This window comes from Halopseudomonas salegens (assembly GCF_900105655.1).
Taxonomy (GTDB): Bacteria; Pseudomonadota; Gammaproteobacteria; order Pseudomonadales; family Pseudomonadaceae; genus Halopseudomonas; species Halopseudomonas salegens.
Genome location: NZ_LT629787.1, coordinates 2,709,350 through 2,724,079, shown reverse-complemented (window position 1 = coordinate 2,724,079; position 14,730 = coordinate 2,709,350). Strand labels below are relative to the sequence as shown.

Sequence of the window (14,730 nt, the reverse complement as noted above, 5' to 3'; positions counted from 1 at the left end):
GCGAACAGACCGGGGCGTATCGCCTGCCTAGGATGGCTCTCATGGATACCTCTTCCAAACCCGGTGTGCGCAAGTCAAAATTACCTTCAGCGGCGGCTTCCGGCACTGTGAAGGAACCCGCTTGCCCGCAAACAGCCCGCATGCGGGTTATCCGCCAACTGCGCAAAACCTGGATACATCTGGTGCGTTACCTGACGGAAAGGGATAACCCATGGATTTTTAAATCGGCGCGTGTTGTCGGTAATGTCTCATTCGAGGATATGGCGCAAATCACCCTGGATTCAATTGGTGATGCGGTACTGGTGGTTGATCCGCAAGGCACTGTGATCTATCTCAACAAGGTTGCCGAACTGCTGACCGGATGGTCGGGCGAACAGGCACTGGGACGCTCAGTGGATGAGGTCTTCTGCATCGTTGATGGCGTTACCCGGCAACGGGTAACGAGCCCATCCCAGCGAGCCATCAGCGAAGGCCGCATTGTAGCCCTGGCACTCGGCAGTATGCTGATTCGGCGCGATGGGACCGACATGGCAATCGAAGATTCAGCCGCGCCGATTCATAATCGACATGGCAGGATGACCGGTGCGGTGATCGTTTTTCATGATGCCCGCCTGTCCGGCTCGGTTGTGCAGGAGATGAGCCATCTTGCCCAGCATGACGGCCTCACCGGTTTGCCCAACCGGATGTTGCTGGTTGAGCGACTTACCCAGGCCATAGGCATTGCCAAGCGGCACGGCAAGCAGGTTGCGCTGATGTTCCTCGACCTGGATCATTTCAAGCCCATCAATGATTCCTTTGGCCATGCGGTAGGTGATCACTTGTTGCGTGACCTGGCTGCAGACATGATTGGTTGTGTTCGCGCTACCGATACCGTCAGCCGCCACGGCGGTGATGAGTTCGTTATCCTGTTGAGCGAAATCGAGGATCGCCAGGATGCTGCCCTGATTGCGGAAAAGTTGTTGGCCAAATTTGCTGTGCCGCGGGTCATTGACGGGCATGCCCTGCAGATAACCCTGAGTATTGGCATCAGCGTCTTTCCTGATGATGGTGCTGATGCCGACAGCCTGATGCTGAAAGCTGACCAGGCGATGTATTGCGCCAAGAATATGGGCCGGAACACCTACCTGTTGTGGCATCAGGACAAGCGATAAGTCCAGGCGCTGAACCGCGGGGCACACCTGTCAGCGTTCAAATGGACTGTCAGCCTGATGGTGTTCCAGCGTTCTGGCTGCCCAGGCCAATAACTGTTCAGCCAGTTGCTGGGCAGCCAGCCCATACCCTTCCACCACGCTGGCCACGTGCGGGTCGCTCAAGGGTTGTTCGATCAAAAAGTTTTCGCTGGCCAGGGTGCGCCGGCTGCCCGGGTCAATCAGGCGTGCCTTGAAGTCGATCACTACCCGAATCGGCCCATCCGGATACACCACCTGAAAGCGGCGTAATTCACTGCCCAGATGCACATCGGCATGCAGGGCCTGCTCATCGGTGCTCACATCCGAGACCAGGCCGGCACCATTGAACGCGTGAACCAGATAATCGCGTATCAACGCCGGTGCCGGGTCACTCCAGCGCGAACCTTTGTAGGTGCTCAATTGATTGCCTTGCGGATTGACCAGCATGCGTGGGCTGCTGTGCACAAAACCGGCGCTTGGCGTGTTGATACGCAATGCCAGGGGCAGTGACGGCTGCGACAGTGGCTCGACTTGAGCGTCGGGCAACTGGTACACGTTGATTGGTTCGGCTTCCGGCAAGATCGAGCAGGCGTTCAAGCTCAATACAGTGGTCGCGAGCAATATCGGCAGTAATCGGTGCAGGCGATTCATGGTTCAAATTCCTCCATGCTGTCGCGCCCGAGCAGGAAACGACTGGGGTTGTCATCCAGGCGGCGGGTTATGCTGCGCAACGAGGTCAGGCTGCCACGCAGTTCGTTGATCGCCGGTTCCAGCTGGGCCAGGCCCTGCAGGCCGCTGCTCAGGGCATCACTGTTGTCATCGACCATCTGTTCCAGCGCCTTGCTGGTCCGCGCGATCGACTCCAGAGCCTCTTCCGCCCCATCCAGAGTATGTTGCCCCTGATTGTTCAGCAGCTGATTGGCACTCGCCATCAGTTCGCTGGTGTGGTTCAGGGTTTCACCTGCCTGGCGGGTCACCAGCGTCAGCTCACTGATCAGTTCTCCCAGGTTGTCACCCTGGTCGGCAATGCTGGTGGATGCCTGCTCAACGGCACTCAGCGTATTGCTGATTCTTGCCGTGTTTTCTTCGGAAAAAATCGAGCGCGCACTGGATACCAGCTGGTTGATATTGGTGACCAGATCTTCACCGTTGGCCAGCAGGGTGGAAATGGGCGAAGGCGAGGCAATGATGACCGGGTCCTCGCCGTTTTGACCGGACAGGCGTGGGCTTTCCGGATCGCCCTGGCTGAGTTCGATCACTGAGGAGCCGGTAATGCCGGTAAAGGAGAGGCGGGCGCGGGTGTCGATCTTGATCGGTACGTCGGCATCTACGCGAATACGCGCAATCACGCGGCGCGGGTCGTCAGCATCCAGTCGCAGCTCGCTGATATCACCGATACGGATGCCGCTGTATTGCACAGCGCTACCGCGTGACAGGCCGGTCACAGCCTCATTGAAGATCACTGTGTAGTATTGCTGATCTCGCTGGGTGCTGGCATTGCTCAACCAGATGGCAAAGACAATCGCAGCCAGGGCACCGAGTACGGTGAACAGGCCGATGACAATATGATGGGCACGGGTTTCCATCAGGCGGATACCTCCCTGTTTGCATTGTCGCCAGCGGTTTTCGCTGCCGCTCGGCCACGGGGGCCATTGAAATAGTCCTGAATCCAGTCGTTGTCGGTGGCCGCAACACGGTCCAGTTGGTCGGCGATCAGTACCTTGCGCTCCGAGAGCACCGCCACGCGGTCGCAGATAGCGTACAGGGTATCCAGGTCATGGGTGACCAGAAAGACACTGAGACCAAGCGCATCGCGCAGCGTTTTGATCAGTTGGTCAAAGGCGGCTGCACCAATCGGGTCAAGCCCGGCGGTGGGTTCATCCAGAAACAGGATATCCGGGTCAAGTGCCAGGGCGCGGGCCAGTGCGGCACGCTTGACCATGCCGCCGGACAGTTCCGAGGGGTATTTGTTGCCCGCGTGAGGAGGCAGCCCGGACAGGGCCAGCTTGATACCGGCAAGATGTTCGGCGTCACTGCGGCTGAGCTTGGCATGTTCTATCAGTGGCAGCGCAATGTTTTCGTTGACGGTCAGGGACGAGAACAAGGCACCCCGCTGGAACAGCACGCCGAAGCGGCGTTCATACTGGCTGCGCTCTTCGCCGTTGAGTGCTTGCAAGTCGACATCAAAGACGCGCACGCTACCGGCATTTGGCCGATGCAGGCCTACTATCGAGCGTAGCAGGACCGATTTGCCGGTGCCCGAGCCACCCACTACGCCGAGAATTTCCCCGGGCATGATGTCCAGATCGAGGTTTTCATGTACGGCCAGGGTGCCGAAGCGATTGACCAGGCCACGGACCTGGACCAGCGGTTGCGTTGTTGTGCTCACCAGCCCATCTCCATGTAGAACAGGGCCGCCAGGGCATCGACCAGAATGACGGCAAAGATGCATTGCACCACGCTGGATGTCGTGTGTTCGCCGACCGACTCGGCGCTGCCGGTCACCCTGAACCCCTCAAGGCAGCCTATCACTGCGATCAGCAGAGCAAACACGGGCGCTTTGGCCATACCGAGCAGAAAGTGGCGCATCTCGACATTCTGTTGCATCTGGCTGAGGAACATGGTCGGTGAAATATCCAGCGCCAGGGCACAGACCATGGCGCCACCGAAGATACCGCTGATAATGGCGACGAAGGTCAGTAGCGGCAAGGCAATCAGCATGGCCAGCACGCGCGGCAATACCAGCAGATCCATCGGGTTGAGGCCAATGGCGCGGATGGCATCGATTTCTTCATTGGCCTTCATTGAGCCGATTTGCGCGGTGAAGGCGCTGGCAGTGCGCCCGGCCAGCAGGATGGCGGCAAGCAGAACGCCAAATTCGCGCAAGAAAGCAAAAGCGACCAGGTCGACGGTGAAGACCGTGGCGCCGAAGTCTGCCAACACGGTAGCGCCGAGGAAGGCGACGACAGCCCCGACCATAAAAGTCAGCAGGGCTACAATTGGCAAGGCATTCAACGCAGTTTGCTCGATTTGTGCGGCGACTGCAGTAGGCCGCCAGCGCGCAGGCTGCACTGCCAGGCGAGTGAAGCTGGCCAGGGTCAAACCGAGAAAGCCGAGCAGGTCGATCAGGTGGTGCCAGAATACCACCATGGCCTGACCGATGCGGGCAAGAATTTCAGACACCAGGCCGGGCTGGTTGACGTTGTCGTTGCTGTGCAGTGCCTGCTGCTGGCTGTCGGCAATGCGCTGTAGCAGGATTTGCCGTTCAATCGATAGATCCGCCTCGGTACAGGCGCGCTGCAAGCCATCGGCACCGAGAAGTTCGACCAGCATCTGGCCGCCGGCCGTGTCCAGTCGGCCGAGGTTCGCCAGCGAGAACTGGTGGATCGCATGCGCTTTCGCCTGGCTGACCAGATGCCGCAGGCGGCCGTAGTCGGCCAGTGTCCAGTCACCCTGAATCAACCAGCGTTCCGGCTGCTCGGGGTCGGGACTGAGGAAAGGGTTGTCGGGCAGGCTGGGCATGAGTTGATGAGATGCGGCGCTGGTGTCAGCAGCGCCGCGCACTCAGGCTTTCTTGCTCAAGTTGAAGTCTTCCGACAATGTGCCGGGGCCTTCCTGCTTGGGTGCATAATCCCGGGGTGGCTCCATGCTGTCGAAAACGCTGGGGGCGCTACCGCGCGGTTTGCTTTCAACCAGTGGGGTGTCCTGGTGCAGGCTGGCGAGCAGTCGTTCCCGGGTCATCTCGTCCGGTGCCAGATCGACGGCACCTTTCGTCATGTGTTGCTGGATGTCCTGGTAATCGCGATTCAGGCGCGAAACCAGCCCGGCAGTGGTTTTGAAGTGGCTGGCCACTTCTTGCTGATATTCCTCGAAACGCAGCTGCAGACTTTCCAGTTGGGCGTGCGTGCTGGAGCTTGGGCCGCTGCTGACGCGTCGGGCAATCTGGGTCAGTACAACGCCGATAATGATGCCGATAGCCAAGGCAATGGCGGCTGCAATCCAGAGATTTTCGCTTGCTTCCACGGTGAGATCCCTCATGGTTCAATGTGATGCCTGTCGCCTACGGTAACGACATTTTCCGCCCATGACCAGTGCTGTTTCCGGGGCTCTGGCTGGTGCAATTCCTGTCACTGTGACAGTCTATCAGGACGCAGGTTCGATGCCCGGAGTCACGCTACCCATTCAGGAGAGTTTTCATGAGTCGCCCGCTGGAAGAACGCATCACTCTGAACGGTCCTGTCGGCGGCCTGGAGGCCCTGCTGCATCGCGAACCAGGGGCCGACACTGTTGCAGTGATCTGCCACCCTCATCCGCTGCACGGGGGCGCCATGCAGAACAAGGTAGTACATACCCTGCAACGCGCAGCCCGGGATCTTGGTGCACATACTCTGCGCTTCAATTTCCGTGGCGTCGGCAAGAGCGACGGTGACTATGCCGATGGCGTGGGTGAAACCGAGGATTGCCTGGCTGCCATTGAATGGGTGCGTACGGAACTGGGGGTCAGCAAACTCTGGTTGATGGGGTTTTCCTTTGGGGGCTATGTGGCTGCCGCAGCCGGCGCCAGGCTGGAGCGCTGGCCGGATCGCCTGTTGCTGGTTGCACCTTCGGTCGAGCGCATGCCCTTTGCTGATTTGCTGCCGTTGGCCGGGGCCACTACGGTCTTTGTACCCGAGGCGGATGAAGTGGTTTCGCCGGCTGCCACCCGCCGCATGCTGGCGGCAGAGGATCATGCACAGTTGCAGGCGTTTGCGGCTGCCGGACATTTCTTCCATGGTCAACTGGTGGAGCTCAAGGCGGCAGCGGAAGCGGTACTCAATGGTGCTGGCTGATTGCCAAGGTCAGGTCATGGCGTTACAGTAGCGCCCCATTTTCATCCTCGCAGGGTATCTCCGCATGACGCCCATTGAACGCTATCAGGCTGATCTCAAACGCCCCGATTTCATGCATGACCCGGCTCAGGAGCAAGCGGTCAAGCATTTGCAGCGCCTGTTTGATGAACTGGTAGCCAGCGAGCAGCAGCGAGGCGTCACCGGTCTGTTCGGTAAATTGCGTCGGCGCCGTCCGCCCCTGGTCAAAGGCCTGTATTTCTGGGGTGGGGTAGGCCGCGGCAAGACCTATCTGGTGGATACCTTTTTTGATGCCTTGCCCTTTGAGCGCAAGATGCGCACCCATTTTCACCGCTTCATGCAGCGCGTGCATCACGAACTCAAAGGCCTCAAGGGTGAGAAAAACCCGCTGACCCTGATTGCCCGCAACTTTGCCGACGAAGCACGAGTGATCTGTTTCGATGAGTTTTTCGTGTCGGATATCACCGACGCGATGATTCTGGCTACCTTGATGGAAGAATTGTTCGATAATGGGGTGACCCTGGTTGCCACCTCGAATATCGTCCCTGACGGCCTCTATAAGGATGGTTTGCAGCGTGCGCGCTTCCTCCCGGCGATCGCCCTGATCAATGAGCATACCGATGTCGTCAATGTCGACAACGGCGTTGATTATCGCTTGCGTGCATTGGAGCAGGCCGAGTTGTACCACTGGCCCCTGGACCCGGAAGCCGATGAGAGTCTGCGCCGCAGTTTTGATTCACTGGTGCCGGATATGGATGAAGTGGTCGAGGCTGAAGTGCTGGCGGTGGAAAATCGCTCCATTCCTTCGCTGCGGGTCTGTGAGGATGTTGCCTGGTTTGAGTTTCGCGCCCTGTGTGACGGGCCACGCAGCCAGAACGACTATATTGAGCTTGCGCGTATCTTCCACGCAGTACTGATTGCCAATGTTGAACGCATGGATGCCAGCAAGGACGATATGGCCCGGCGCTTTATCAATATGGTCGACGAATTCTATGACCGGAACGTCAAGCTGATCATCTCGGCTGAAGTGCCGCTCAAGGATCTGTATGCCGGCGGGCGGCTGGAATTCGAGTTCCAGCGGACCCTCAGTCGGTTGCTGGAAATGCAATCCCACGAATTCCTTGCCCGCGCGCACAAACCCTGACGCCAGAATTGACGGATCCTCTGTTTCCCGGCGCTAGGGCGCCGGGTTGGGGTTGGCGGTGTGAATCGCCGCAATCGCTTCCAGCAGGGAATCGCTCAGTCCCAGATTGATGCTGCTCAGGTTGCGATTCAGCTGATCCATGGTCGTGGCACCGATAATATTGCTGGTGACAAAGGGCTGCCGGGTGACAAAGGCCAGAGCCATTTGCGCCGGGTCAATGCCGTGCTCCCGCGCCAGTTTGACGTAGTCCTCAATGGCGCGCTGGGCTTGCGGGTTGGTATAGCGGCTGAAACGTTCGAACAGCGTCAGCCGGGCCTTTTCCGGTCGTTTGCCACCCAGGTATTTGCCACTCAGGGTGCCAAAGGCCAGCGGGGAGTAAGCCAGCAGGCCAACGTTCTCGCGCATGGAAATCTCGGCCAGGCCCACTTCGTAGCTGCGATTCAGCAGGTTGTAGGGATTCTGAACCGAGACGATGCGCGGCCAGCCGCGTTCCCGGGCAACCTGCAGAAAGCGCATGACACCCCAGGGCGTCTCGTTGGACAGGCCGATATTGCGAATCTTGCCGGCCCGTACCTGCACATCCAGTGCTTCCAGGGTGTCCTCAATCGCGGTCATTTCTTCATCCGGCTTGTGACGATAGCCCAGATTGCCGAAAAAATTGGTATTGCGGTCAGGCCAGTGCAGTTGATAAAGGTCAATATAGTCAGTCTGCAGTCGCTTCAGGCTGCCTTCCACGGCACTCTGGATGTGCTGATGGGTAAAGCGGGTCTTGCCCTCGCGAATGTGCGGCATCCAGGCGCCGGGGCCGGTGATCTTGCTGGCCAGAATCCAGTCCTCGCGCTTGCCTCTGCTGGCGAAATATTCCCCGATTATCCGTTCGGACTCGCCCTGGGTCGGCTCGATGGGCGGTACCGGATACATTTCGGCCACATCCATGAAATTGACGCCGGCGCCGCGGGCGCGGTCAATCTGGGCAAAGGCATCATTGCGGGTATTCTGCTCGCCCCAGGTCATGGTGCCGAGACATAGCGCGCTGACCTTGAGGGGGCTGTCACCCAGCGGGCGGTATTGCATGGAAAACTCCTTGGCATGGCAAAGTGAAAAGAGCATAGCTGACGATAGCAAAAAGCCGAGCCACGCGGGGTAATCATTCAAGTGGCATGCGAATGAAATAATAGTTGTAATTTCTCACGCCATTGGCATAATGCCGGTCCACTTTCGACAGGATGCCTAGCCTGTCGTTGTTGTTACAGCGCAGATGCCACCAGACCCACAGAGCCCCCACTGAGTGTCTGTCTAGGCTTTGTTGACTTGTAAAAACACATTTCATTCTGTAAGATTCGCCCTCTTCTAAATAGTGGGCCTCTGAGGCTAGGATTAATGAAAACCTTCAGCGCCAAACCGGAAACAGTAAAACGCGATTGGTACGTACTTGATGCCGAGGGCTTGACCCTGGGTCGTCTGGCTACCGAAGTTGCCAGTCGCTTGCGCGGCAAGCACAAGGCCGAGTACACCCCGCACGTTGATACCGGTGATTACATCGTTATTGTCAATGCCGAGAAGGTCCATGTGACCGGCAACAAGGCTCAGGACAAGATTTATTACAGCCACTCCGGCTTTCCGGGCGGCATCAAGTCGATCAACTTCGAGAAGTTGATCCAGCGTGCACCCGAGCGTGTCATTGAGTCTGCCGTAAAGGGTATGCTGCCGAAGAATCCCTTGGGTCGTGCCATGTACCGCAAGCTGAAAGTGTACAAAGGCGCTGCGCATCCTCATGCTGCTCAGCAACCCCAAGAACTGAAGATCTAACAGGAGCTACTCATGGCGTCGCAAAACTACGGTACTGGCCGTCGTAAAACAGCCACCGCTCGGGTGTTCCTGCGTCCGGGCAACGGCAATATCTCCGTCAACAATCGTTCGCTGGAGAACTTCTTCGGCCGCGAAACAGCGCGCATGGTCGTACGCCAGCCGCTGGAGCTGACCGAGAGCACAGAAAAGTTTGATGTTTTTGTCACCGTTCGCGGTGGTGGAACTACCGGTCAGGCCGGTGCTATCCGTCATGGCATCACCCGTGCTCTGATGGAATACGACGAGACTCTGCGTGGCGAACTGCGTAAAGCGGGTTACGTTACCCGTGATGCACGTGAGGTCGAGCGTAAGAAAGTCGGTCTGCGTAAAGCGCGCAAGCGTCCGCAATACTCCAAGCGTTAAGCTTCGGCATAGCGCACAGAACGCCCGGCAACCCGTTTACGGGGCCGGGCGTTTTTTTTGCTCAATCGTTACAGCATGCACTATCGCCTTGTCAAAAAAGGGGTTTTTCATTACCATCTGATTCATTTTGTGCATGCTGTTGAAACTTTATAAGGCCCCGGCAAGGGGCTGATTAGCTGATGGGAGACGACTGGATGAGTAATGACGGCGTGAATAGTGGCCGGCGTCGCTTCCTGGTAGCCGCCACCACTGTGGTGGGCGCTGCCGGAGCTGTTGGGGCGGCTGTTCCCTTTGTGGGTTCATGGTTCCCCAGCGCCCGGGCCAGGGCAGCGGGTGCGCCGGTGAGTGTGAATATCAGCAAGCTGGAGCAAGGTCAGCAAATCGTTGCCGAATGGCGCGGTCAGCCGATTTTTGTTACCCGGCGCAGTGCTGAAGCGCTGGAGATTCTGGCTGAGAATGAGGCCATCCTGGCAGATCCGCAATCGCAGGCCTGTGACAGTCCGGACTACATTGATCCGCGTACTCGATCGATCAAGCCCGAAATTCTGGTAGTGGTCGGAATCTGCACACACCTGGGTTGTTCGCCGCTGTTCCGTCCGACAGTGGGTGCCGCCGATATGGGAGCTGACTGGAAGGGTGGTTACTACTGTCCCTGTCACGGTTCGCATTACGATATGTCTGGTCGCGTCTGGCGCGGGCAGCCTGCTCCGTTGAACCTGCCGGTTCCGCCGCATTCCTATGAGACCGATGATGTCATCGTGGTTGGCGTGGATGAGGAGACTGCCTGATGAGTAAATTGATGAACTGGGTCAACGAGCGCATGGGCGTCTCCAAGGTGGTCGAAGATCACCTGACCAAGTACTGGGCGCCGAAGAACTTCAATTTCTTCTACTTCTTTGGCTCCCTGGCGATGCTGGTTCTGGTGAATCAGATTGTCACCGGTATCTGGTTGACCATGAGCTATGAGCCCTCGGCTGCAGGTGCATTTGCCTCGATCGAATACATCATGCGTGATGTTGAGTACGGCTGGTTGCTGCGTTACCTGCACTCCACTGGCGCCTCGATGTTCTTCGTGGTGGTTTACCTGCACATGTTGCGTGCCTTGTTGTACGGTTCCTATCAGAAACCACGCGAGCTGGTCTGGCTGTTCGGTATGTTGATCTATCTGATCCTCATGGCGGAAGCCTTCATGGGTTATCTGCTGCCGTGGGGGCAGATGTCCTACTGGGGTGCCCAGGTGATCATCTCGCTGTTCGGTGCCATTCCTTTCATTGGTCCTGATCTGGCCCAGTGGGTGCGGGGTGATTACCTGATTTCGGGCATTACCCTGAACCGCTTCTTTGCCTTGCATGTGGTTGCTCTGCCGATCGTGCTGCTTGGTCTGGTAGTGCTGCATATCATTGCCTTGCATGAGGTGGGCTCGAACAACCCGGATGGTGTCGACATCAAGAAGTTGAAGGATGAGAACGGCAAGCCGCTTGATGGCATTGCGTTTCACCCCTATTACACGGTCAAGGATCTGGTCGGTGTCGTCGTCTTCTTCTTCGTGTTCCTGACCATCGTGTTCTTTTTCCCGGAAATGGGTGGTTTCTTCCTCGAGCACCCGAATTTTGAGCCGGCCAACCCATTGAAAACACCTGACCACATTGCTCCGGTCTGGTATTTCACGCCCTTCTACGCGATTCTGCGCGCAGTGCCTGCGATCGGTGGTTCCGCGTTCCCGGGTGTAGTGGCCATGGGGGGAGCGATTGCCGTGCTGTTCGTGCTGCCCTGGCTGGACCGTAGTCCGGTGCGATCAATCCGCTACAAGGGCTGGTTGAGCAAGATCGCCCTGCTGGCGTTCTGTGTATCCTTCGTGATTCTGGGGATTCTGGGTGCCATTCCGTCCACGCCAGTCCGTACCTTGATATCGCAGATCTGTACCGCTCTGTATTTCGCCTTCTTTATTCTGATGCCGTTCTATACGCGGATGGAGAAGACTAAACCCGTTCCGGAGAGGGTTACTGGCTAATGAAAAAATATCTGACTGCACTGGTATTCGCTCTGATGCCCGGCATGGTGCTTGCCGCACCAGCGGGTGTCCCGCTGGAAGAAGCCAATATCGACCTCAGCGACAAGGCGTCGCTGCAGGATGGGGCGCGTACTTTCGTGAACTATTGCATGGGCTGTCATTCGGCTGAACATCAGCGCTACCAGCGCGTGGCTGACGATCTGGGTATCTCGGAAGAGCTGATGGTGGAAAACCTGATCTTTACCGACGGCACTCTGATTGGTGAGCACATGAAAAACGGTATGCGCCGTGAGGATGCTGCTGCCTGGTTGGGTGCTCCGGCACCTGACCTGACCATGGTGTCCCGCGTGCGTGGCGAAGATTGGGTGTATACCTATCTGAAAAGCTTCTATGAGGATCTGTCGCGTCCGTTGGGTGCCAACAATGCAGTATTTGCCAATGTTGGTATGCCCAATGTGCTCATGGAGTTGCAAGGTCGTCAGCTGAAAGGCTGTGCCCAGGCTCCGGTTCGCGAAGGTGGCAGCGTACAGCGGGATCCGTTGACCGGTGAAGTGGTTATGGAAGAGCAGTGCGACGTGCTCTATGTCGAAGAGGGGACCGGTACCCAGACTGCGGAAGAGTTCGATACCACGGTGCGCAACCTGGCTGCGTTCCTGGCCTACTCGGCTGATCCGATCAAGTTGGAGCGCCATCGCATCGGTACCTACGTACTTCTGTATCTGGCCTTCTTCTTTATCTTTGCCGTATTGCTCAAGCGGGAATACTGGAAAGATATTCACTAACCCCGTAGCTGGTTTGCAGTAAAAAACACGCGTCCCTTTTGGGGCGCGTGCTTGTTTCTGGGGTATAATGCTTCTTTGCATGCAAGGGCTGATTGCCCGTTTGCGGCCAACGTAGCTTGGTTGACCGGGTAATCGCTGACAGTGAGGACTGATATATGGGCGTTACCGCCAACAAGCGTTCTTCGATGGCTTTTTTCTCTGATCCTGCCGATCATTATTGCCACCGGGTGCGTATCGTACTTGCGGAGAAAGGCGTAACTGTCGATGTTATCAATGTCCAGCCGGGGGAAATCCCTCAGGAACTGGCAGAAAACAATCCTTACAACAGCGTACCCACCTTGCTTGATCGTGATCTCGTGCTCTACGAGCCGAACATCATGATGGAGTATCTCGATGAGCGTTTTCCACATCCGCCGTTGTTGCCGGTCTATCCGGTGGCCCGCGCGAATACCCGTCTCTTGATGTACCGCGTGCAGCGCGACTGGTGCCAGTTGGTTGATTTGTTGAACAACTCGTCGACAACAGCGGCGCAGGCTACCCAGGCGCGCAAGGAATTGCGTGAAAGCCTGACCGGCGTAGCCCCGGTGTTTGCCGAGATGCCTTATTTCATGAGCGAGGAGTTCAGCCTGGTCGATTGCTGCATCGCGCCCATTTTGTGGCGTCTGCCGACATTGGGTATCGAGTTGCCCAAACCAGCCAAGCCTTTGCTTGATTACATGGACCGGATTTTCCAGCGTGAGGGTTTTCTTGCCAGCCTGTCCGCGCAGGAAAAGGATATGCAGTAAGCATCAGCGTTTTTCCGCTTCCTGCCGCTGGCTTTTGCCAGCGTGCGGGCCCAGCCCAGCCAAGGAGTTTGCCCTATGGCCGACATGAGCCCAAGCCGTCCCTACATGCTCCGTGCTCTTTACGAGTGGATTCTGGACAACGACTGTACTCCCTATGTGCTGGTCAATGCCGCCCATCCGGATACCGTGGTTCCAGAAGGTTTTGTCGAGGACAACCAGATAGTACTCAACCTGTCACCCAGCGCGATTCGTGCGCTGGAAATGGACAACGACAAGTTGTGCTTTGACGGTCGCTTTGGTGGCGTTGCGCAACAGGTCTGGATCCCCATTGGTGCGGTCATGGCCATCTACGCACGTGAAAATGGTCAGGGCATGGTATTCGAGTTGGAGCCTGCCTCCCCGCCGCCGGAAGACGATACGCCACCAACGCCCCCCGCTGGCGGCAAGCCGAGTCTGAAGGTCGTTAAATAACGGCTGAAGGCTTGAGGCTTCAAGGTAAATGCCCGCGTGAGTGGCTGGTTGATGTGTTCAAAGGCATGTATCCCCGGAACAGTGCTCAACGCTAACGCGGCGCCCTGTCTTCCTGCCTTCAGCCTCCAGCGTTTTCAAGTCTTTAGTCGATATACTCAAACAACTTGACGATCCGTTGCACGCCAGCGACCTGCTTGACTGACTCAACGGCCAGGTCGGCTTCGGCGCGGGTCACCAGGCCGAGCAGGTAAACGATCCCCGCTTCGGTAGTGACCTTGATGCGGCGGCCGGGAACGTTGCTATCGGCGAGCATGCGGGTCTTTGCATTGGTGGTGATCAGCGAGTCCTGATTGCGGGCCAGAATTGACAAGCGCTCACCGACGGTCAACTCATTGTGAACGACCTTGACGCGCTGCACATTCGCAGCAGCCTGCTCAGCCAAAGGCTTCATATCGGCGCTGGGTACCTGGCCGACAATCAGGACAATGCCGTTGAAGCTGGTCACCTGAATGCGTGCCTCGCTTTGCATGTCCGGATGCGCTTTGTTGACGTTGACGGTTACCTTGGTTTCAATCAGCCCGTCATCGACCACACTGCCGAGAGTCCGGGTTCCCTGATTGTCTTCAATCGGCCCGTCACGGGTCGCGGTCAGAAAAGTACTGCAGCCGCTGATGAGCGTCAGGCCGAGAAGGAGAGCGGTAAGCGCTTTCATTCTTCACTCCCGAACAATTGCCGGTCAATCAGGTCGCACAGACAGTGGATGGCCAGTAGATGGACTTCCTGAATGCGTGCGGTAGATCTGGCTGGAACGCGGATCTCAACATCTTCCGGGAGAAGTAGCGAGGCCATGGCGCCACCATCACGACCGGTCAGGGCGACGACCAGCATGTCACGGTCATGCGCGGCCTGGATTGCCTGCAGCACGTTGCCGGAATTGCCGCTGGTGGAGATAGCCAGCAGTACATCGCCCGGCTGACCCAGAGCGCGGATCTGTTTGGAAAACACTTCATCGTAGCTGTAATCGTTGGCGATCGAGGTCAGGGTTGAGCTGTCTGTCGTCAAGGCGATGGCTGGCAGGCTAGGGCGTTCACGCTCGAAGCGATTGAGCAGCTCGGAGGAAAAATGCTGTGAATCTCCAGCGGAGCCGCCATTGCCGCAGGCAAGGATTTTGCCTTCGCTGAGCAGGCTGTTGACCATGGCCTGGCTGGCCTGTTCGATACTTGGCCCAAGTTCGTCCATGGCGCGGGTCTTGGTTTCGATGCTGTCGGTAAAGAGTTGCTTGATACGGTGTTGCATATCCATAAACAGGG

General features: G+C 57.5%; 18 protein-coding genes. 10 read left to right on the top strand and 8 right to left on the bottom strand.

Going from position 1 to position 14,730, the window contains the following annotated elements; all coding sequences use genetic code 11:
- Positions 1-41 precede the first annotated feature (41 nt).
- On the top strand, positions 42-1,151 hold the full coding sequence (locus BLU07_RS12535; RefSeq protein WP_197675006.1) for a GGDEF domain-containing protein: 1,110 nt from the start codon (positions 42-44) through the stop codon (positions 1,149-1,151).
- Positions 1,152-1,181: 30 nt separating this feature from the next.
- On the opposite strand, the gene BLU07_RS12530 is transcribed toward BLU07_RS12535, so the two are convergent.
- The 5 genes from BLU07_RS12530 to BLU07_RS12510 are packed head-to-tail and all read right to left on the bottom strand — an operon-like array spanning position 1,182 to position 5,192.
- The gene (locus tag BLU07_RS12530) at positions 1,182-1,820 is read right to left on the bottom strand and encodes an ABC-type transport auxiliary lipoprotein family protein (protein ID WP_092387435.1); all 639 of its coding nucleotides are present in this window, start codon (positions 1,818-1,820) and stop codon (positions 1,182-1,184) included.
- Positions 1,817-2,755: an MlaD family protein gene (locus BLU07_RS12525; RefSeq protein WP_092387433.1), complete on the bottom strand. Its 939-nt coding sequence runs from the start codon at positions 2,753-2,755 to the stop codon at positions 1,817-1,819. The genes BLU07_RS12530 and BLU07_RS12525 overlap by 4 nt, the downstream gene beginning before the upstream one ends.
- Positions 2,755-3,558, bottom strand: a complete 804-nt coding sequence (locus BLU07_RS12520; protein ID WP_231701634.1) for an ABC transporter ATP-binding protein — start codon at positions 3,556-3,558, stop codon at positions 2,755-2,757. The genes BLU07_RS12525 and BLU07_RS12520 overlap by 1 nt, the downstream gene beginning before the upstream one ends.
- Positions 3,555-4,691, bottom strand: a complete 1,137-nt coding sequence (locus BLU07_RS12515) for an MlaE family ABC transporter permease (RefSeq protein WP_092389829.1) — start codon at positions 4,689-4,691, stop codon at positions 3,555-3,557. Before BLU07_RS12515 ends, BLU07_RS12520 begins: the two co-directional genes overlap by 4 nt.
- A 42-nt stretch (positions 4,692-4,733) precedes the next feature.
- Positions 4,734-5,192 (bottom strand): YhcB family protein, encoded by a 459-nt coding sequence (locus tag BLU07_RS12510; RefSeq protein WP_157719199.1) that lies wholly within the window; start codon positions 5,190-5,192, stop codon positions 4,734-4,736.
- 173 nt (positions 5,193-5,365) lie between these two features.
- Between BLU07_RS12510 and BLU07_RS12505 the strand changes: the two genes are divergently transcribed.
- On the top strand, positions 5,366-5,998 hold the full coding sequence (locus tag BLU07_RS12505) for an alpha/beta hydrolase (RefSeq protein ID WP_092387429.1): 633 nt from the start codon (positions 5,366-5,368) through the stop codon (positions 5,996-5,998).
- A gap of 64 nt (positions 5,999-6,062) precedes the next feature.
- Entirely contained in the window at positions 6,063-7,160 is a 1,098-nt protein-coding gene (zapE, locus tag BLU07_RS12500; protein WP_092387427.1) for a cell division protein ZapE, read from the top strand.
- A 33-nt stretch (positions 7,161-7,193) separates the two neighbouring features.
- On the opposite strand, the gene BLU07_RS12495 is transcribed toward zapE, so the two are convergent.
- Positions 7,194-8,234, bottom strand: a complete 1,041-nt coding sequence (locus BLU07_RS12495; protein WP_092387425.1) for an NADP(H)-dependent aldo-keto reductase — start codon at positions 8,232-8,234, stop codon at positions 7,194-7,196.
- A gap of 306 nt (positions 8,235-8,540) precedes the next feature.
- Between BLU07_RS12495 and rplM the strand changes: the two genes are divergently transcribed.
- The 7 genes from rplM (at position 8,541) to BLU07_RS12460 (ending at position 13,420) form a co-directional block, all read left to right on the top strand.
- Positions 8,541-8,969 carry a 50S ribosomal protein L13 gene (rplM, locus tag BLU07_RS12490; RefSeq protein ID WP_092387423.1) on the top strand — a complete coding sequence of 143 codons (429 nt, stop codon included), beginning with the start codon at positions 8,541-8,543 and terminating at the stop codon, positions 8,967-8,969.
- 12 nt (positions 8,970-8,981) lie between these two features.
- On the top strand, positions 8,982-9,371 hold the full coding sequence (rpsI, locus tag BLU07_RS12485; RefSeq protein WP_092387421.1) for a 30S ribosomal protein S9: 390 nt from the start codon (positions 8,982-8,984) through the stop codon (positions 9,369-9,371).
- 194 nt (positions 9,372-9,565) lie between these two features.
- On the top strand, positions 9,566-10,159 hold the full coding sequence (gene petA / locus BLU07_RS12480) for a ubiquinol-cytochrome c reductase iron-sulfur subunit (protein ID WP_092387419.1): 594 nt from the start codon (positions 9,566-9,568) through the stop codon (positions 10,157-10,159).
- Positions 10,159-11,382 carry a cytochrome b gene (locus tag BLU07_RS12475; RefSeq protein ID WP_092387417.1) on the top strand — a complete coding sequence of 408 codons (1,224 nt, stop codon included), beginning with the start codon at positions 10,159-10,161 and terminating at the stop codon, positions 11,380-11,382. The genes petA and BLU07_RS12475 overlap by 1 nt, the downstream gene beginning before the upstream one ends.
- A complete protein-coding gene (locus tag BLU07_RS12470) occupies positions 11,382-12,164 on the top strand; it encodes a cytochrome c1 (RefSeq protein WP_092387415.1) in 783 nt (260 codons plus the stop codon). Before BLU07_RS12475 ends, BLU07_RS12470 begins: the two co-directional genes overlap by 1 nt.
- 155 nt (positions 12,165-12,319) lie before the next feature.
- Entirely contained in the window at positions 12,320-12,949 is a 630-nt protein-coding gene (locus BLU07_RS12465; protein WP_092387413.1) for a glutathione S-transferase N-terminal domain-containing protein, read from the top strand.
- A gap of 84 nt (positions 12,950-13,033) precedes the next feature.
- Positions 13,034-13,420, top strand: a complete 387-nt coding sequence (locus BLU07_RS12460) for a ClpXP protease specificity-enhancing factor (RefSeq protein WP_092389827.1) — start codon at positions 13,034-13,036, stop codon at positions 13,418-13,420.
- Positions 13,421-13,562: 142 nt separating this feature from the next.
- Here the strand turns inward: BLU07_RS12460 and BLU07_RS12455 are convergent, their stop codons facing one another.
- Positions 13,563-14,132, bottom strand: coding sequence for a BON domain-containing protein (locus BLU07_RS12455; RefSeq protein ID WP_092387411.1), 570 nt, complete (start codon positions 14,130-14,132; stop codon positions 13,563-13,565).
- Positions 14,129-14,722: a phosphoheptose isomerase gene (locus BLU07_RS12450; protein ID WP_092387409.1), complete on the bottom strand. Its 594-nt coding sequence runs from the start codon at positions 14,720-14,722 to the stop codon at positions 14,129-14,131. Before BLU07_RS12450 ends, BLU07_RS12455 begins: the two co-directional genes overlap by 4 nt.
- Between the last annotated feature and the right edge of the window lie 8 nt (positions 14,723-14,730).